The 16078-nt window shown below is 61.6% G+C and carries 18 protein-coding genes; 9 read left to right on the top strand and 9 right to left on the bottom strand.

Annotation, left to right across the window (positions count from 1 at the left end):
• The first annotated feature begins 89 nt into the window (after window positions 1-89).
• Together AB4Z20_RS10565 and AB4Z20_RS10560 are read left to right on the top strand one after the other, a co-directional pair.
• Window positions 90-2195, top strand: a complete 2106-nt coding sequence (locus tag AB4Z20_RS10565) for a TonB-dependent siderophore receptor (protein ID WP_442089851.1) — start codon at window positions 90-92, stop codon at window positions 2193-2195.
• 13 nt (window positions 2196-2208) lie between these two features.
• Window positions 2209-2928: a DUF4198 domain-containing protein gene (locus tag AB4Z20_RS10560; RefSeq protein WP_057451817.1), complete on the top strand. Its 720-nt coding sequence runs from the start codon at window positions 2209-2211 to the stop codon at window positions 2926-2928.
• A gap of 63 nt (window positions 2929-2991) precedes the next feature.
• On the opposite strand, the gene AB4Z20_RS10555 is transcribed toward AB4Z20_RS10560, so the two are convergent.
• From AB4Z20_RS10555 to AB4Z20_RS10545, 3 genes are read right to left on the bottom strand one after another with little or no spacing between them, the layout of a single operon-like run.
• The gene (locus tag AB4Z20_RS10555; protein ID WP_214512471.1) at window positions 2992-3615 is read right to left on the bottom strand and encodes an SOS response-associated peptidase; all 624 of its coding nucleotides are present in this window, start codon (window positions 3613-3615) and stop codon (window positions 2992-2994) included.
• Window positions 3616-3654: 39 nt separating this feature from the next.
• Window positions 3655-3915 carry a putative signal transducing protein gene (locus tag AB4Z20_RS10550; RefSeq protein ID WP_253478109.1) on the bottom strand — a complete coding sequence of 87 codons (261 nt, stop codon included), beginning with the start codon at window positions 3913-3915 and terminating at the stop codon, window positions 3655-3657.
• Window positions 3916-3926: 11 nt separating this feature from the next.
• Window positions 3927-4109, bottom strand: coding sequence for a CPXCG motif-containing cysteine-rich protein (locus AB4Z20_RS10545; RefSeq protein ID WP_053181855.1), 183 nt, complete (start codon window positions 4107-4109; stop codon window positions 3927-3929).
• Window positions 4110-4248: 139 nt separating this feature from the next.
• Here AB4Z20_RS10545 and AB4Z20_RS10540 point away from each other — a divergent pair, with 139 nt between their 5' ends.
• Entirely contained in the window at window positions 4249-5415 is a 1167-nt protein-coding gene (locus AB4Z20_RS10540) for a 1-acyl-sn-glycerol-3-phosphate acyltransferase (protein WP_214512469.1), read from the top strand.
• A gap of 221 nt (window positions 5416-5636) precedes the next feature.
• Here AB4Z20_RS10540 and AB4Z20_RS10535 read toward each other — a convergent pair whose 3' ends face one another.
• Window positions 5637-5918, bottom strand: coding sequence for a hypothetical protein (locus tag AB4Z20_RS10535; protein ID WP_253478112.1), 282 nt, complete (start codon window positions 5916-5918; stop codon window positions 5637-5639).
• A 230-nt stretch (window positions 5919-6148) separates the two neighbouring features.
• Here AB4Z20_RS10535 and AB4Z20_RS10530 point away from each other — a divergent pair, with 230 nt between their 5' ends.
• Complete coding sequence (locus tag AB4Z20_RS10530) at window positions 6149-6355, top strand: hypothetical protein (protein WP_003185312.1); 207 nt, start codon at window positions 6149-6151, stop codon at window positions 6353-6355.
• A 116-nt stretch (window positions 6356-6471) separates the two neighbouring features.
• Here AB4Z20_RS10530 and AB4Z20_RS10525 read toward each other — a convergent pair whose 3' ends face one another.
• A complete protein-coding gene (locus AB4Z20_RS10525; protein ID WP_003185314.1) occupies window positions 6472-7056 on the bottom strand; it encodes a YajG family lipoprotein in 585 nt (194 codons plus the stop codon).
• Window positions 7057-7261: 205 nt separating this feature from the next.
• Between AB4Z20_RS10525 and AB4Z20_RS10520 the strand changes: the two genes are divergently transcribed.
• Both AB4Z20_RS10520 and mqo read left to right on the top strand, forming a co-directional pair.
• The gene (locus tag AB4Z20_RS10520; RefSeq protein WP_072344449.1) at window positions 7262-7495 is read left to right on the top strand and encodes a hypothetical protein; all 234 of its coding nucleotides are present in this window, start codon (window positions 7262-7264) and stop codon (window positions 7493-7495) included.
• A gap of 738 nt (window positions 7496-8233) precedes the next feature.
• On the top strand, window positions 8234-9742 hold the full coding sequence (gene mqo, locus AB4Z20_RS10515; RefSeq protein WP_258689349.1) for a malate dehydrogenase (quinone): 1509 nt from the start codon (window positions 8234-8236) through the stop codon (window positions 9740-9742).
• Window positions 9743-9858: 116 nt separating this feature from the next.
• Here mqo and AB4Z20_RS10510 read toward each other — a convergent pair whose 3' ends face one another.
• Entirely contained in the window at window positions 9859-10146 is a 288-nt protein-coding gene (locus AB4Z20_RS10510; protein WP_014340173.1) for a PA4642 family protein, read from the bottom strand.
• Window positions 10147-10207: 61 nt separating this feature from the next.
• Window positions 10208-10693: a hypothetical protein gene (locus AB4Z20_RS10505; RefSeq protein WP_442089849.1), complete on the bottom strand. Its 486-nt coding sequence runs from the start codon at window positions 10691-10693 to the stop codon at window positions 10208-10210.
• Window positions 10694-11035: 342 nt separating this feature from the next.
• Here AB4Z20_RS10505 and dauA point away from each other — a divergent pair, with 342 nt between their 5' ends.
• Complete coding sequence (dauA, locus tag AB4Z20_RS10500; protein ID WP_442089848.1) at window positions 11036-12778, top strand: C4-dicarboxylic acid transporter DauA; 1743 nt, start codon at window positions 11036-11038, stop codon at window positions 12776-12778.
• A 149-nt stretch (window positions 12779-12927) separates the two neighbouring features.
• Here the strand turns inward: dauA and AB4Z20_RS10495 are convergent, their stop codons facing one another.
• A complete protein-coding gene (locus tag AB4Z20_RS10495) occupies window positions 12928-13401 on the bottom strand; it encodes a WbuC family cupin fold metalloprotein (RefSeq protein WP_214512464.1) in 474 nt (157 codons plus the stop codon).
• 3 nt (window positions 13402-13404) lie between these two features.
• Window positions 13405-13962, bottom strand: coding sequence for a hypoxanthine-guanine phosphoribosyltransferase (locus tag AB4Z20_RS10490; protein WP_053125250.1), 558 nt, complete (start codon window positions 13960-13962; stop codon window positions 13405-13407).
• 176 nt (window positions 13963-14138) lie between these two features.
• Between AB4Z20_RS10490 and upp the strand changes: the two genes are divergently transcribed.
• Window positions 14139-14777 carry a uracil phosphoribosyltransferase gene (gene upp / locus AB4Z20_RS10485; RefSeq protein WP_018606486.1) on the top strand — a complete coding sequence of 213 codons (639 nt, stop codon included), beginning with the start codon at window positions 14139-14141 and terminating at the stop codon, window positions 14775-14777.
• Between the two features lie 2 nt (window positions 14778-14779).
• A complete protein-coding gene (locus tag AB4Z20_RS10480) occupies window positions 14780-16054 on the top strand; it encodes a uracil-xanthine permease family protein (protein ID WP_214512462.1) in 1275 nt (424 codons plus the stop codon).
• Window positions 16055-16078: the final 24 nt, after the last annotated feature.

The raw sequence follows: 16078 nt of genomic DNA, 5'->3' as shown, positions 1-16078 counted from the left end.
AAAGGCGCTCGATTGGCAAATCAGCAATAGCATGAATTCTCATCGGTAGTGTTATATTGTTTCAATTCTAAAAATTGGAACAATATAACATGCCGCTTTTGAAACGGATTTCCCTCGCCGGCCTGGCTTTGGGCCTGCTGGGCGATCCGGCCTACGCCGAAGACATCCAGCCTCTGGAACTGGACGCCGTCAACGTGACGTCCGACTACGAATCCCCCACCGGGCCCGTCACGGGCTATCGCGCCACCCGCTCTGCCAGCGCCACCAAAACCGACACGGCCCTGCGCGACATCCCGCAATCGATCAGCGTGATTCCCGCCAGCGTGCTCAAGGACCTGGGCAGCACCAACGTCGAACGGGCATTGGAATATGCCGGCGGTGTATCGAAGCAGAACAACTTCGGTGGCCTGACGCTCTACGAATACAGCGTGCGCGGCTTCACCACATCGGAGTTCTACAAGGACGGCTTCAGTGCCAACCGTGGCTATCCGAGCACGCCGGACACGGCGAACATCGAACGCATTGAAGTGCTCAAGGGCCCAGCCGCCAGCCTGTATGGACGGGGCGATCCCGGCGGTACGGTGAACATCGTCACCAAGAAACCCCAGCCCGAAGCCTTCACCACCTTGCAAACCAGCGCCGGCAGTTGGGATCGCTACCGCACCGCGCTGGACGTCAACACGCCACTGGATACCGAAGGCAACCTGTTGTCGCGGGTCAACCTGGCGATCGAGGACAACCACAGCTTTCGCGATCACGTCGACAGCCAACGCGTCTTCGTCGCGCCTTCCATCAGTTGGCAATTGAACCCCGACACCCGGTTGCTGGTGGAAAGCGAAATCGTGCGCCACAGCTCGACGTTCGACCGTGGCATCGTCGCCCCGAACAACCGCTGGAGCGGCGTTTCCCGCTCGACCTTTTTGGGCGAACCCAACGACGGCGACATCGACAATCACAACAACATGCTCCAGGCCGCCCTCGAACATCAGCTCAACGACACCTGGCAACTGCGCCTGGCCAGCCATTACAAACAGGGTGAACTCTGGGGCTTCGCCTCCGAAGCGCGCCCGCTGAATGCCGACGGCCACACGGTGAACCGCCGCTATCGCGAGCGCGACAACAATTGGCACGACAGCATCACCCAACTGGAATTGCGCGGCCTGTTCGACCTCGGGCCCTGGCAGCACGAACTGCTGATCGGCAGCGAATACGAGGATTACCGCAAGAATGAACGCGTGACCACCATTGGTGGCAGCACCTACCCCATCGACATCTATCAGCCGGTCTACGGCCAGCCAAAACCCAATGGCGCTCGGACCGGCACCGACTTCTTCGAACATGTGCAAAGCCGCGCGCTGAACCTGCAGGACCAGATCGTCTTCACCGACAAGCTGCGGGGCATGCTCGGCGTACGTTATGAGCATTTCGAGCAGAGCATCGACGATCACACCCGCAATCGCACCAACCGCCAACGTCACGATGCCCTGACGCAGCGGGCCGGCCTGCTGTATCAACTGACGCCCGAGGTTGGCCTGTTCGCCAACGCCTCCACCTCGTTCAAGCCCAACAACGGCCTGGATGCCGGTGGCAAAACCTTCGATCCCGAGGAAGGGGTTGGCTATGAAGTGGGGATCAAGAGCGAGTTGTTCGACGACCGCCTGAGCACCACCCTGGCGGCGTTCCATATAGAGAAGGAAAACGTCCTGGCGCAAATCGCCGGGACTGATTTCTACAGTGCCATGGGTAAGGCCCGCAGCCAGGGCATCGACCTGCAATTCACCGGGCAGGTGACCGACGCCGTGCGGGTGATCGGCGCCTATGCCTACATCGATGCCGAAGTGACCCAGGGTGACGAGCAAATCCCCACGGGCAGCCGGATCCTCGGCGTCGCCAAACACAGCGCCAGCCTGCTGGGCGTCTACGAATTCCAGGACGGGCACCTGCGCGGTTCGGATGTTGGCGCGGCGTTCACCTACGTCGGCGATCGCTCGGGCGAAGCTGGCAAGGATTTCGAACTGCCGGCCTACCACACCGTGGACCTGCTGGCCCATTACAAGGCCAGCGATGACGTCACCGTGGGGCTGAACCTGAACAACGTCTTCGACGAAAAATACTACGAGCGCGCCTACAGCAACTACTGGGTCACCCCCGGCGAGCCGCGCAACTTCACCGTCAGTCTCACCCTCGCTCTGTAAAAGGAAAATCCGCATGAAATACCCCAAGACCTTCGCCCTGCTCGGCCTGCTCCTGGCCACACAGGCCTCGGCCCATGGCCTGTGGACCGAACAGCGTCGCGGCAACATCGAAGTGATCTACGGTCACGGCGCCGAAGACAATGCCTTCAAGGCGCAGAAAATCAGCGGTGCCTGGGCCTATGACCTGGGCGGCAAGATGATCCCGGTCACCGTAGAGCGCCTGCCGGACCACGCCCGCCTGCAACCGCTCAAGCCGCCCGCGGTGCTGGCCGTGGCGCTGGACAACGGCATGTGGTCCCAGACGGCCGACAAGAAGTGGATCAATGAAGGCCGCAGCAAAGTGCCCGGGGCGATCGAGTCGACCCACACGTTCAAGTACAGCCTGGCGATCTATGAGCCGGGAGCGAAACTGCCGACGCTTGCACCGATCAAGTTCGTGATCCTGCCGGAAGTCGACCCGCTGACCGTTGGCCCGGGCCAGTCATTGCCGGTACGGGTACTGCTGGACGGCAAACCGGCGGCCGGTGTGAAACTGGTGGGCGACTACCGCAGCGCGCCGAACACCGTATCGACTGAAACCGACGCAGAAGGCCGGGCCAAGGTGCTGGTGCGCAACGAAGGCTTGAATGTGATCGCGGCGCAGATGGAAATTGCACTCAAGGACAACAAGGACGTGGCCACCCGCGGCGTGTTCACCTCGTTGACCTTCCTGGGCGAGCCACATCACGAGTAACGCCCAGAACCTAATGTGGGAGCGAGCCTGCTCGCGATGGGGCCAGCACAATCACCGCAACACTCAAGCCGGAGTCAAGCACTCCGGCCCATTGAGTTTCGGATCATTGACCATGTTGGCCAGCACTCGCTCGCGCAGTGCTGCCGGCTCGCTTGCCAGCAGCCCTTGCAAGGCATGCAGCGGTGTCTCGGGGTCGAGCCACAGGCGCTGGCCTTCTTCGTCCAGGATCAACGGCCGGCGCTGACCCGCCGCCGGTTGGGTGATGACCGCCGTGCTCAGCCACACCTGTTCCTGTACCGGATACGCCTCCCAGATCGCGGCAAAAAACAGTGATGAACCCTCCCCCGGCGTCAACCAGTACGGACGCTTGCGCGTGCCGCCGCGCCACTCATAGAAACCATTGGCCGGCAGCAGGCAACGGCGCAGGCGCAAGGCCTCGCGGAACATCGGTTGTTCGGCCACGGTTTCAGCCCGAGCATGGGCCGGGGTGCGGGACAGGTCGGTCAGCCACGGCGGCGTCAGGCCCCAGCGCGCCCGGGCCAGTTCGCGCTGGCCCTCGGCGCCGGCCCGCAGGATCAGCACCGAATCGTTGGGCGAAATATTCCATTGGGCCTTCTGATCGGCGGGGAAACCGGGCAGGGCCGCGAAGCTGGGGTTCCAGCGAAACAGGGCAAAACGTCCACACATGGGGCAACACGACTCTTGATCGAACAAACGACCGCCAGCCTAACAGACCAGAGTGCCGGGGTAGCTGTCCGGTTCATCGCCGGGCAACGGCAGTGCGGCATTGTACGCAGCGATCAACTCCCGGGCGTATAGCGCCTGGTCGTCCTCCACCGCCAGTCCCAACAGGCCTTGCATGGGCAACTCCCCCGCACCGCCCAGCAAATCACGTCCCACCAGATGCGCCGTGATGCCTTCGCTCGCCAGCATCCCTTGCAACAACTCACCTTCCATCAGGTTTTCCAGCTCGTAGATTCGCTGCATGGGCGCCCCCTTCACTCGTTTTCGCTGCGGACCTCGAGATGCCACTCATCTTCATGGACCTGCAGCACGAAGGTTATCGGTCGGCAACACACCGGACAGTCCTCAATATAGGTCTGGTCGCCGCCGGACAAATCCAGAACCGCTTCCGCTGGTTCGCCGCAATAAGGACATTCGTAGCGTTCGGTTTCCAGCATCGCGGTCTCCCAGGTGACTTGTGCGTATAATCGCCGGTCTATTTGCAGGGCTATTTTTGTCTGGCTTATCTTCCAGACCGTGCCCTGTCGTTTTTTCGTTAGAACCTTTACTTACCCTAGCCGTTTCCAACAAGAGAGCATGATGGGCGAATTCGATGCCATCCGACCTTACGACGACAGCGAAGTCCCAGCGGTGCTGGCACGACTGCTTGGCGACAAGGCGTTTCTAGATATCCTCACCCACTTCCGCTTCCCACGCTTGGCCGGCGCCTTCGGCTGGATGCTCAAACCTCTTATAGCGCAAAGATTGCGCCGTGAGTTCGCCGGAGTGACGTCGGTTGCCACGTTGCAGGACAAGGTGGAGTTCTACGTCGACCACACCATCGAGCGCGCCACCGATGGCGTGACCTACACCGGCGTGGAGCAATTCAAGTCCGGCAGTGCGTACGTGTTCATCGCCAACCACCGCGATATCGTGATGGACCCGGCCTTCGTCAACTACGCCGTGTACCACGCCGGCCTGCCGACCCCGCGCATCGCCATTGGCGACAACCTGCTGCAAAAGCCTTTTGTCAGCGACCTGATGCGCCTGAACAAGAGTTTCATCGTGCACCGCTCCATCACCGGGCGACGGGAAAAAATGGCGGCGTACCAGTTGTTGTCGGCGTACATCAACCATTCGATCCGCAACGATTGCGCCTCGATCTGGATCGCCCAGGCCGAAGGACGGGCCAAGGACGGTGACGACCGGACCGAATCGGCGATCCTCAAGATGTTCCACATGAGCCGCAAGGACGAGCCGTTCGGCGAGGTGATCCAGTCACTGAACCTCACACCGGTGTCGATCAGCTACGAATACGACCCGTGCGACCAGGCCAAGGCCCGCGAGTTGTACATCCGCGCCACCACCGGCACCTACACCAAGGCCCCGGGCGAGGACGACGTGAGCATCGCCAAGGGCATCACCGGCTACAAGGGCCGGGTCCACGTGAACTTCGCCGCGCCCATCACCGAGCTGTTCGAGGACACCAAGCAATTGGCCCAGGAGATGGACCGGCAGATTCTCGGCGGCTACCGCCTGTTCCCGGTGCACTACCTGGCTTACGCCCAATGGGCCGACGCCGACCCGCAGTTGCAGGTGCCTAAGGCGGCCGAGGTGTTCGGTGCCGAGGAGCTGGCCAAGGCCCAGGAAGAATGGCAGCGCCGGCTGGACGCTTGCCCGCCGGAGCACCGGCCGTTCCTGGTGCTGCAATACGCAACGCCGGTGCGCAATCAGTATCGGGTCAAGGCGGGGTTGGCGCTTTAAAGCCGGGCTTGCGAGGGCCTGAAGTGGCCTCTGTGGCCTCTGTGGCGAGGGAGCTTGCTCCCGCTCGATTGCGCAGCAATCGCAAAACGGGATTGGGGGTTATGACCGTTCGAGGGGGGCTGCTGCGCAACCCAGCGGGAGCAAGCTCCCTCGCCACAAAAAGCGTCTTTGCCTGGCAACCTCCTTTGCCCCCTGCAAACGCTTTTGCCGCAGCGACTTCATCAGAACTGCGTACTGATCCACGACACCAGCAACGCCAACGCCAGGCAACCAAAGCCAAACCGGTAGAAAAACCGGTTCATCCGCTGAGTGGCCAGGTCCAGCAGCGCCTCGAATCGTTCGTTGCCATCGCGATTGCGTGCTTCAAGGCACGCCCGCGCCCGTTGTTCACGGCGGCGCGTCGCATGCAGCACCCAGCCGCCCGGGCAGGCAAACAGCAACGCGAACAGGTTGATCAGTTTGGCGGGGTGGGCGGCGAACAACGAAAGCAGATGCAGCGACATCACGAACCTCAAGCGAAAAACGGACAGGACACGCCCGTGACCTACGAACAGGGCGCGGATTCTACCGAAAGCCTGCCGCCCTGCACCGTTTTTTCCGACCAGTAACGATCCCGCCGCAGCGCTGGGTTCTTTCATGACGAAGGAGCAAGCCCAGGGTTAATTTCACCCGTCACGGTTTCGTCATCTGATTAGGCCACTCTGTCGCCCTTCAAACCTGCACGGAACCCCTCATGTTGCACGCCGAAAACCAGGATCGCCTCTATCTCATCAGCCCAAGCGACGAACAACAGAACCTCGTCGACAGCCTGTCCTTCAACGTGCAGGACCGACATTGGCTGGTGTATTGCGCCCTGGGCGGCCATCAACATGCCGACCTTCCGGAGACAGACCTGCTGACCGGGATCAGTGTGCTGGAGTTCTATTCCCAGGCCGCCTGAAAAAACTGTGGGAGCGAGCTTGCTCGCGATGGCGGTGGATCAGCCAACATTGAGGTGGCTGACACTCCGCTATCGCGAGCAAGCTCGCTCCCACAGGGTTTATGAGGCCTTGTTACTTACTCGGCCAGCACCTGGCCAATGGTCGGGTCCTTGAACAGCCGGGTCAGGGCATCGCTCAAGACATCGCTGACCAGCTTGGTGTTGGTGTCCTGGTTAGGCGCCATGCCGAAGCGCTGGTCCAGGGAAGCACCGTAACGACCGCTGTAGCGGCGGCTGGCGTTCTGCACGTCGGAGCGGAAGGTCGCACCGATGGTGGCTTCGGTCACGTACATGCCTTCCTTGGGCGACTGGTACTTGAGCTCGGCCAGGGTCACGGTCAGTTGCGGCGCATTCAAGGCATTGGCGGTCGGCGTGAAGCCCAGCAAACGCACGGCGGCTTCAGCCTGGGCCTGCAGTTTGGGCAGGATCTGCGCGCCCTGCACCGTGATCACACTGGTTTCCGGATACAGGCCGCCACGGGTGCCGAGCGTCGGCGACGGACGACCGTCCACCACCCGCACCACCACCGGCTGGCCACGACCCACAGGCGCCAGCTGGGCATTGAGCTTGGGCTCCGGGTTAAGTTGTTGCGGGCTGTGGGCGCAGCCGACGAGGGTCAGACTGGTCACAGCGATCAAACCGAACAACAGGCGTTGCAACATGCTCTTCTCTCCAGAATCGGGCACAAACAGGCCGGCAGTATAGCGGTGCGCCATCGCCGTGAACTAGCGTCGCACGATGAATACTGAAATGTCTGACACGGGCCGTGGTTGCCGGTTCCTGTCACCCCATTGTCACGGTCCTTACACCGGCATGTCATGGGCCGCTGTCAGGCTTATCCCAAGCTCCCTGACCCGGTATCCGATCATGCGCTTCCTTATTTCCCTGTTCACCCCTCGCCCTCATCACCGCAGCTTCGCCTTGCTCGATCGCAACGGCCGTTGCCAGGCATTCAAGCAGTGCAGCCTGCAACCCATGGGCGAAGGCTGGGTGGAAATCGAAGAGATCCGTCTCAACTGGCTGCACCAGCCATTGCCCGCCAGCGCCCGCGTGCAACCGCTTCCTGCCCGCGCACGTAACCGGCAGCTGTTGACCATCTGACCGGACGGCTAATAAAAGTCATTAAACACGACCATTTCCCTGCGTTTCTTCGATACAATCTCCCCCCGATTATAAGGACGTCTCCTGATCGGGCCTCGCAACACCGCTGATGCGCTGGTATTGGCACCCCGCAACGCCCACAGAGAGCCGCCCACACAGATAGAGTGAAGCTGGCGTGCTTGCTGTTCCTCCAGGCAAATCACCACTTTTCGCGAATCTGCAGAGCTGTCATTACGCTCGGTCACTGAGCTGTCTGCCCGTTTTGCCTGTCATGTACTACATGGGGGCAACCAAACCGGGCGCAGTGCCAGGCTGGGACAGCCCTTTTTTGAGGTTCACGTCTTCAAAAGAGCGTGAAAAAACGGGTTTTCACAACTTCACGAGAGTGTGGCGAGCAAATGAAGAGTTTTGCGTCTGAACAAGCACCATTAGCGTCTGAAACAGCCCAACGACACAGGACCGGATATCGCTCAAGAACCGGCGCCTGAAGCCTGTCCGCTACGGATTTGGTTGCACGAACGGATGTCTCGGCCATAAGTCGAATTGCCTGCCCGGCGCTTAAATGAGTTCATGTGACTCTTGAGGCCAGGCTGCATGCATCCGCAGTAGGTGCGAAAAATTGCGAAGATTCGGACATGGCGATCCTGGCCATGGATAACTGGGGCGCAACTGACCTGCCCCGCCACTCCTGGCCGCTATGCCGACAATTTGGTGCTGCAGATTTTGGAGACGCGTTAAATGGCGCATAACGAAGCAGTCGATGTAGTTCTGGTAGGGGCCGGTATCATGAGTGCCACCCTGGCCGTACTGCTCAAGGAGCTCGACCCCGCGATCTCGCTGGAAGTCGTCGAGCTGATGGATTCCGGTGCCGCGGAGAGTTCCAACCCTTGGAACAACGCCGGCACCGGTCACGCCGGGCTGTGTGAGCTCAATTACACGCCCCAGGCGGCCGACGGCAATGTCGACATCAAGAAAGCCGTGCACATCAACACCCAGTTCGAGGTGTCAAAGCAGTTCTGGACGTACCTGACCAAAAAAGGCACGTTCGGCTCCTCCAAGTCCTTCATCGCCTCGGTGCCACACCTGAGCTTCGTGCAAGGCGAGAAAGGCGTGTCGTTCCTGAAGAAGCGCTTCGAGCTGATGCACCAGCATCACGCCTTCGCCGACATGGAATACACCGAGGACAAGGCCCGGATGGCCGAGTGGATGCCGCTGATGATGCCTGGCCGGCCGGCCGATGAGGTCATCGCCGCCACCCGCGTCATGAACGGTACCGACGTCAACTTCGGCGCCCTGACCAACCAGTTGCTCAAGCACCTGACCAGCGCCCCGGACACCCAGGTCAAATACTGCAAGCGCGTCACCGGCCTCAAGCGCAACGGCAGTGGCTGGACCGTGAGCATCAAGGACGTCAATTCCGGCAGCAGCCGCGATGTCGACGCCAAGTTCGTATTCCTCGGTGCCGGCGGTGCGGCGTTGCCGCTGCTGCAAGCCTCGGGCATTGAGGAAAGCAAGGGCTTCGGCGGCTTCCCGGTCAGTGGCCAGTGGCTGCGTTGCGACAACCCGGAAGTGGTCAAGCACCACCAGGCCAAGGTCTACAGCCAGGCCGCCGTGGGCTCGCCACCGATGTCGGTACCGCACCTGGACACCCGCGTGGTCGATGGCAAGAAATCCCTGCTGTTCGGGCCATACGCCGGTTTCACCACCAAGTTCCTCAAGCACGGCTCGATCATGGACCTGCCGCTGTCGGTACGTGCCGGCAACATCGGCCCGATGCTGGCCGTGGCCCGGGACAACATGGACCTGACCAAGTACCTGATCAGCGAAGTAATGCAGTCCATGGAACAGCGCCTGGAATCCCTGCGTCGCTTCTACCCCGAGGCGAAAGCCGAGGACTGGCGCCTGGAAGTGGCCGGCCAACGGGTGCAGATCATCAAGAAAGACCCGAAGAAAGGTGGCGTCCTGCAGTTCGGTACCGAACTGGTGGCGGCCAAGGACGGCAGCCTCGCCGCCCTGCTCGGCGCGTCGCCGGGTGCTTCGGTGACCGTGTCGATCATGCTGGAACTGATCGAGCGCTGCTTCCCGGACAAAGCCAAGGGCGAGTGGGCTGCCAAGCTCGCAGAGATCTTCCCGGCCCGGGAAAAAGTGCTGGAAACCGACGCGGCGCTGTATCGCAAGATCAATGCACAGAACAACATCGCGCTGGAGCTGGTTGAAGAAAGCAGCGAGACCCAAAGCTACGCTTGATTTGATCGCATAAAAAAACGCCCCGTTCTCCATGAGAGCGGGGCGTTTTTTATGGGTGACGCTTTCGTGGCGAGGGAGCTTGCTCCCGCTGGCCTGCGAAGCAGGCCCAGGATCAATCAGCCACGCGCCTTCTCGATCAATTCGATGTAATCCTCAGCATTACGCTGGTCGCGAACCAGCGCGACGAAATCATTGCCGTGCTCATCCTTGCCGTTGAGGTCATGGCCGGCCTCGACGAAGAACGTCAGGAAGCGTTCAAAGTCATCGACCCGCAGGCCGCGGTAGGCCTTGATCAGTTTGTGCAACGACGGCGACGTGGCATCGACCGGTTCGAAATTGAGGAACAGCTTGATCTGTTCATCGCCAATCTCGTCGCCAATCACTTGTTTCTTGTCTTTACGCATTGCCGGCTCCAGCTCGCACAGTTCACGGGGCGGGCAGTTTACCCCCGGCAGGCCTCGGGGCTCAACGCGGGCGTTCGGTACCAGTGTGCAGGTCCGCCCAGATATGGCCGTTGGCGTAAGTGAGAAACTGCACATAGACCGTGTTGTTGCGCAGCAGATCGATGACCACCCGGTACTGGGCCTGTGGATAAGACAGCGTCAGGGTCTTGCTCGCCTCGTCGAAAACCGGTTTCTTCAGGCTTTTGCTTTCACCATCGAAGTTAAGGATCACCTGGCTGAGGGTCGCGCCCTTGTTCATCGGCTTGCCCTTGAGGCGGACCAGCAGCGGCGAAGTGACCGGAATCGGTTGCTGATTGGACTGACGCTGGTTACCCAGCACCACCGAATACTCGGTCACTTGCAGCAACTGCTGCTGTTCAGGCTGCTCCTGGCGCACCACCAGGTCATCAGGCGGCAGGAACTGACTGTGCATCGGCGCAGCCTCGGCCGCCAGGGGCAGGCTGGAGATCAACAGCAAAGTAGCGCAGCGGCGGATCGATACACGCATGACAAGCTCCAGGGTCTTGGCCGGGCACTCTAGCATGAGCCTGGGCGGTAAAAATAACGATCCAGATCAATACATCCGCGCAACGAGCACGGCATACTCAAAGAGCCATCAGCCCCGGTCTAGCGACGCATGCCTTTGTGGCGAGGGAGCTTGCTCCCGCTGGTTTTGTGTAGGAGCTGCCGAAGGCTGCGATCTTTTGATCTTTCGCTTGGGACTCAAGTGGCTGGGGAAAGATCGCAGCCTCGTTGCACTCGACAGCTCCTACACAGCTCCTACGGGCCCAGCGGGAGCAAGCTCCCTCGCCATAGGGCCAGTGCCAGCCCCACCTTGCGAGGAGTATCCATGTCTTTCTCCGCCCCACCATTGTTTGCCGCCTGGCGCCAAACCTGGCGCGCCGGTTACACCCTGGAGCGCCTGCGTGGCGACCTGGTGGCCGGGCTGACCGTCGGCATCATCGCCATCCCACTGGCCATGGCCCTGGCGATTGCCGTCGGCGTGCCGCCGCAACATGGCTTGTACACGGTGTTGGTGGCCGCGCCCTTGATCGCCCTCACCGGCGGCTCGCGCTTTAACGTCAGCGGGCCGACGGCGGCGTTCGTGGTGATCCTGCTGCCCATCACCCAACAATACGGCCTCGGCGGCCTGTTGTTATGCACCATGCTCGCCGGCCTGATTCTCGTCACCCTGGGATTGATGCGCGCCGGACGGCTGATCCAATACATCCCCTACCCGGTGATCCTCGGCTTTACCGCCGGGATCGGTGTGGTCATCGCCACCTTGCAACTCAAGGATCTGCTGGGGCTGACCACCTTCGGGCAAGCCAAGCACTACATCGAACAGGTGGGCGAACTGATCGTGGCACTGCCCAGTGCCCGGCTCGGCGATGGCATCATCGGCGTCACGTGCCTGGCGGTACTGATTGCCTGGCCACGCTGGGTACCGCGGGTTCCCGGGCATTTGGTGGCCTTGCTGGTCGGGGCGCTATTGGGACTGGCGCTGGAGCGCGGCGGTTGGCCGGTGGCGACATTGGGTGAGCGTTTCAGCTACGTGGTCGATGGCATCAGCCACCCCGGTATCCCGCCGTTTTTACCGAGTTTCGAGTGGCCATGGAACCTGCCAGATGGCCAGGGTCATCCCTTGACGCTTTCCTATGACCTTATCCGCCAACTGCTGGGCCCGGCCTTCGCCATTGCCATGCTTGGCGCCATCGAATCGCTGCTGTGCGCCGTGGTGGCGGATGGGATGACCGGCAGCAAGCACGACCCCAATGCCGAGCTGATCGGCCAAGGCCTGGGTAACCTCGTGGCGCCGCTGTTCGGCGGTATCACCGCCACGGCGGCCATTGCCCGCAGCGCGACCAATGTGCGCAGCGGCGCTTCTTCACCGCTGGCCGCGATCATTCACAGCCTTGTGGTGCTACTGGCGATGGTGCTGCTGGCGCCATTGTTCAGCTACCTGCCCATGGCCGCACTGGCGGCGCTACTGGTGATAGTGGCCTGGAACATGAGCGAAGCCGGACACGTGTTGCATACCTTGCGCATCGCCCCGCGCAGCGACGTACTGGTGCTGCTGACCTGCCTTAGCCTGACCGTCCTGTTCGACATGGTCATGGCCGTCGCCGTCGGCCTGCTGCTGGCCGCCGGGCTGTTCATCAAGCGCATGAGCGAACTGACCGACAGCGCCGAACTGCCCCGCCACTTCCACCAGGCCCTGCTGGACATGCCCGAGCATGTACGCTGCTATGCAATTCGTGGGCCGCTGTTCTTCGGTGCGGCAGAAAAAGCCCTCGACGTGCTGCGCAAGTTCGATCCGGGGGTGCGCGTGGTGGTGGTGGAAATGAGCGCCGTGCCCATGCTGGACATGACCGCGCTGGCTGCGTTTGAAAACATCCTGAAGGATTACCGCAAGCAGGGCATCGGCCTGATCCTGGTCGCGACGGCACCAAGGGTGCGCCTGAAGCTGCGCCGTGCCGGTATCCATCGCGAGCAGCGGCAATTGGCGTATGTGCAGACCCTGGAGCAGGCGCGGGTCAAGAGCGAGCAATGGCTGGCTGCTGGCAGCACCGCTCACGCAAGCCCTGCCTGATCTGTGGCAAGGGAGCCTTTGTGGCGAGGGAGCTTGCTCCCGCTGGGCTGCGTAGCAGCCCCCTGGGTGGAGTTGTGCCATTGCAGGTGGGTGCTTCGCACCCAAGCGGGAGCAAGCTCCCTCGCCACAAAAGCCTCCTCGCCCACAGGTCAGTCGAACTGGGCGCGCATCCAGGCGTGGTATTGCGCCACGCCGGCCTCGCCTTCACGGGGTGCCCAGTGGGCCAGTTCGCCCTCGCCCACGGGCCGGTAGGGGCCGGCCTTGCATTCGAACATCAGGCTGTCGGCTTCCAGCACCACCAATCCGTGATACACGCCGGCCGGCAGGTCGACGCCGAGGCAATCGCCACCGGCCTGCAAGATGCGCTTGTCCACCACCGCGCCGGCTTCATCAAAGATCAACACCCCCAACCGCCCCTTGAGCACCAGCAAGGTTTCCGCCTTGTCGGCGCTCAGATGGCGGTGCGGCGGGATGTAGGTCGAAGGCTGCAAGCCCACCGCCATGCGGTGGCACGGCTCATCCATCTCGTGGAAGTTATGGTGCTGCCGCCCACGAGGGCTGGCCGCAGCTTTTTCGGCCAATTCATCGAACAGTGCATGGTCCAGAAAGCTTGGCCGGGTCATCGATTACATTCCCTTGACGGCGAAAATGCCATTGGCGTTGCGCCAGTAACCTTTGTAGTCCATGCCGTAGCCGAAGATGTAGCGGTCGATGCACGGCAGGCCGACGAAATCGGCTTTCAAGTCCGGACGGGCCTTGCGGTCGTGGTCCTTGTCGATCAGCACGGCGGTGTGCACGGCGCGGGCACCGGCGTGTTTGCAGAAGTCGATGATCGCGCCCAGGGTGTGACCTTCGTCGAGGATGTCGTCGATGATCAGCACGTCGCGATCGATGAACGAGACTTCCGGCTTGGCTTTCCAGAACAGGTCGCCGCCGCTGGTTTCGTTGCGATAACGCGTCGCGTGCAGGTAGGACGCTTCCAGGGGGAAGTTCAGGTAGGTCAGCAGCTTGCCGGAGAAAATCAGCCCGCCGTTCATGACACAGAACACCACCGGATTGGCATCGGCCAGTTGCTCGTTGATTTGCGCACCGACACGGGCGATAGCCGCTTCGACTTCGGCTTCGGTGTACAGGCAGTCAGCCTCTCGCATGATTTGACGGATATGCTCGAGATCAGCGGACATGGCGCTCTCCAGGGGAAGTTGAGGGGAGGGACGGGTTCGGAAAAACGGGCAAAGGTACGCATCCCGCCCGGCCAGATCAAGCGTTTGTGGACTAACGTTCTGTATTGTCTATAGGACAACACCCTCGGATAGATTAATCTAGACCGGTTTTTTTGCCCGCCGTCGGAGCCTTCCCCATGCCCATCCTCGAGATCCGCCATCCGCTGATCAGACACAAACTCGGCCTGATGCGCCGCGCTGACATTAGCACGAAGAACTTCCGTGAACTCGCCCAGGAAGTCGGTGCCCTGCTCACCTACGAGGCCACCAAGGACCTGCCGCTGGAGTCCTATGAAATCGACGGTTGGGCCGGTACGGTCCAGGTCGAGAAAATCGCCGGCAAGAAAATCACCGTGGTGCCGATCCTGCGCGCCGGTATCGGCATGCTCGAAGGCGTACTGAGCCTGATTCCAGGGGCCAAAGTCAGCGCCGTGGGCGTGGCTCGCAACGAGCAGACCCTGCAGGCGCACACCTACCTGGAAAAACTGGTGCCGGAAATCGACGAGCGCCTGGCGATGATCATCGACCCGATGCTCGCCACCGGCAGTTCCATGGTCGCCACCATCGACCTGTTGAAAAAAGCCGGTTGCCGGGACATCCGCGCCATGGTGCTGGTCGCGGCCCCCGAGGGCATCAAGGCCGTGCACGATGCCCACCCGGACGTGACCATCTACACCGCGTCCATCGATCAGAAACTCAACGAACACGGCTATATCATCCCGGGCCTGGGCGATGCCGGCGACAAGATCTTCGGCACCAAGCAGAAGGACGCTTGAGCATGCAGGATGAGTTCAACGATCCGCTCTGGCGCCAGGTGCTATCCGGCGCGCAGATGCTGTTCGTCGCCTTCGGCGCGCTGGTACTGATGCCGCTGATCACCGGACTGGACCCTAACGTGGCGCTGTTCACGGCCGGCCTGGGAACGATCCTGTTCCAAATCGTCACCGGGCGCCAGGTGCCGGTGTTCCTGGCTTCGAGCTTTGCCTTCATCACCCCGATCATCCTCGCCAAGGGCCAGTTCGGCCTGGCCGCGACCATGGGCGGCGTGATGGCGGCAGGTTTCGTCTACACCTTTCTGGGCCTGGCGGTGAAGATCAAGGGCACCGGGTTCATCGACCGGCTGCTGCCGCCAGTGGTGATTGGCCCGGTGATCATCTCCATCGGCCTGGCCATGGCGCCGATTGCCGCCAACATGGCGATGGGCAAGGCCGGCGACGGTACCGAGCTGATTCATTATCAAACCGCGATGCTGATTTCGATGCCGGCCCTGCTCACCACCCTGATCGTGGCGGTGTTCGGCAAAGGTATTTTCCGCCTGGTGCCGATCATTTCCGGCGTGCTGGTGGGCTTTGCCATGGCATTTTTCTTTGGCGTCGTGGACACCGCGAAAATCGCCGCCGCGCCGTGGTTCGCCCTGCCGCACTTCACCGCACCGGAGTTCAACTGGCAGGCGATCCTGTTCATCGTACCGGTCGCCCTGGCGCCGGCCATCGAGCACATCGGCGGCGTGATAGCCGTGGGCAGCGTGACCGGTCGCGACTACCTGAAAAAACCCGGCCTGCACCGCACACTGCTCGGTGACGGCATTGCCACCACCGCCGCCGGCCTGTTCGGCGGCCCGCCCAACACCACCTACGCCGAGGTGACTGGCGCGGTGATGCTGACCAAGAACTACAACCCGAAGATCATGACCTGGGCGGCGATCTTTGCCATCAGCCTGGCATTCATCGGCAAGTTCGGTGCGCTGCTGCAAAGCATCCCGGTGCCGGTGATGGGCGGGATCCTGTGCCTGTTGTTCGGTTCGATTGCGGCAGTGGGCATGAACACCCTGATCCGCCACAAGATCGACCTGGGCGAAGCGCGCAACCTGGTGATCGTTTCGGTCACGCTGGTGTTCGGCATCGGTGGTGTGCTGGTGGGCACCGGCACTGGGCCGGACGACTTCGGCCTCAAAGGCATCGCGCTGTGCGCAGTGGTGGCGATCGCGCTGAACCTGCTGCTACCGGGCAATGACAGCTGGAAGCAGAAGCAGGCGGATGAGCCGCTGATCTGAAGCACTTTGTTGTCAGTCAGAAAG

Origin of the sequence: Pseudomonas sp. KB_12 (assembly GCF_052114545.1) — a bacterium.
In the GTDB taxonomy this organism is placed as follows: domain Bacteria; phylum Pseudomonadota; class Gammaproteobacteria; order Pseudomonadales; family Pseudomonadaceae; genus Aquipseudomonas; species Aquipseudomonas brassicacearum.
The sequence above is the reverse complement of the archived record's forward strand: the minus strand, read 5'-3'. Positions and strand labels throughout refer to the sequence as shown.

Bases quoted from the DNA above. Each gene is read 5' to 3' on its own strand.
- upp (WP_018606486.1), top strand. From the start codon at position 14,139: ATGCCCATCCTCGAGATCCGCCATCCGCTGATCAGACACAAACTCGGC.
- AB4Z20_RS10560 (WP_057451817.1), top strand. From the start codon at position 2,209: ATGAAATACCCCAAGACCTTCGCCCTGCTCGGCCTGCTCCTGGCCACA.
- AB4Z20_RS10565 (WP_442089851.1), top strand. From the start codon at position 90: ATGCCGCTTTTGAAACGGATTTCCCTCGCCGGCCTGGCTTTGGGCCTG.
- dauA (WP_442089848.1), top strand. From the start codon at position 11,036: ATGTCTTTCTCCGCCCCACCATTGTTTGCCGCCTGGCGCCAAACCTGG.
- AB4Z20_RS10480 (WP_214512462.1), top strand. From the start codon at position 14,780: ATGCAGGATGAGTTCAACGATCCGCTCTGGCGCCAGGTGCTATCCGGC.
- AB4Z20_RS10535 (WP_253478112.1), bottom strand. From the start codon at position 5,918: ATGTCGCTGCATCTGCTTTCGTTGTTCGCCGCCCACCCCGCCAAACTG.
- mqo (WP_258689349.1), top strand. From the start codon at position 8,234: ATGGCGCATAACGAAGCAGTCGATGTAGTTCTGGTAGGGGCCGGTATC.
- AB4Z20_RS10545 (WP_053181855.1), bottom strand. From the start codon at position 4,109: ATGCTGGAAACCGAACGCTACGAATGTCCTTATTGCGGCGAACCAGCG.
- AB4Z20_RS10495 (WP_214512464.1), bottom strand. From the start codon at position 13,401: ATGACCCGGCCAAGCTTTCTGGACCATGCACTGTTCGATGAATTGGCC.
- AB4Z20_RS10530 (WP_003185312.1), top strand. From the start codon at position 6,149: ATGTTGCACGCCGAAAACCAGGATCGCCTCTATCTCATCAGCCCAAGC.
- AB4Z20_RS10520 (WP_072344449.1), top strand. From the start codon at position 7,262: ATGCGCTTCCTTATTTCCCTGTTCACCCCTCGCCCTCATCACCGCAGC.
- AB4Z20_RS10550 (WP_253478109.1), bottom strand. From the start codon at position 3,915: ATGCAGCGAATCTACGAGCTGGAAAACCTGATGGAAGGTGAGTTGTTG.
- AB4Z20_RS10505 (WP_442089849.1), bottom strand. From the start codon at position 10,693: ATGCGTGTATCGATCCGCCGCTGCGCTACTTTGCTGTTGATCTCCAGC.
- AB4Z20_RS10540 (WP_214512469.1), top strand. From the start codon at position 4,249: ATGATGGGCGAATTCGATGCCATCCGACCTTACGACGACAGCGAAGTC.
- AB4Z20_RS10525 (WP_003185314.1), bottom strand. From the start codon at position 7,056: ATGTTGCAACGCCTGTTGTTCGGTTTGATCGCTGTGACCAGTCTGACC.
- AB4Z20_RS10510 (WP_014340173.1), bottom strand. From the start codon at position 10,146: ATGCGTAAAGACAAGAAACAAGTGATTGGCGACGAGATTGGCGATGAA.
- AB4Z20_RS10555 (WP_214512471.1), bottom strand. From the start codon at position 3,615: ATGTGTGGACGTTTTGCCCTGTTTCGCTGGAACCCCAGCTTCGCGGCC.
- AB4Z20_RS10490 (WP_053125250.1), bottom strand. From the start codon at position 13,962: ATGTCCGCTGATCTCGAGCATATCCGTCAAATCATGCGAGAGGCTGAC.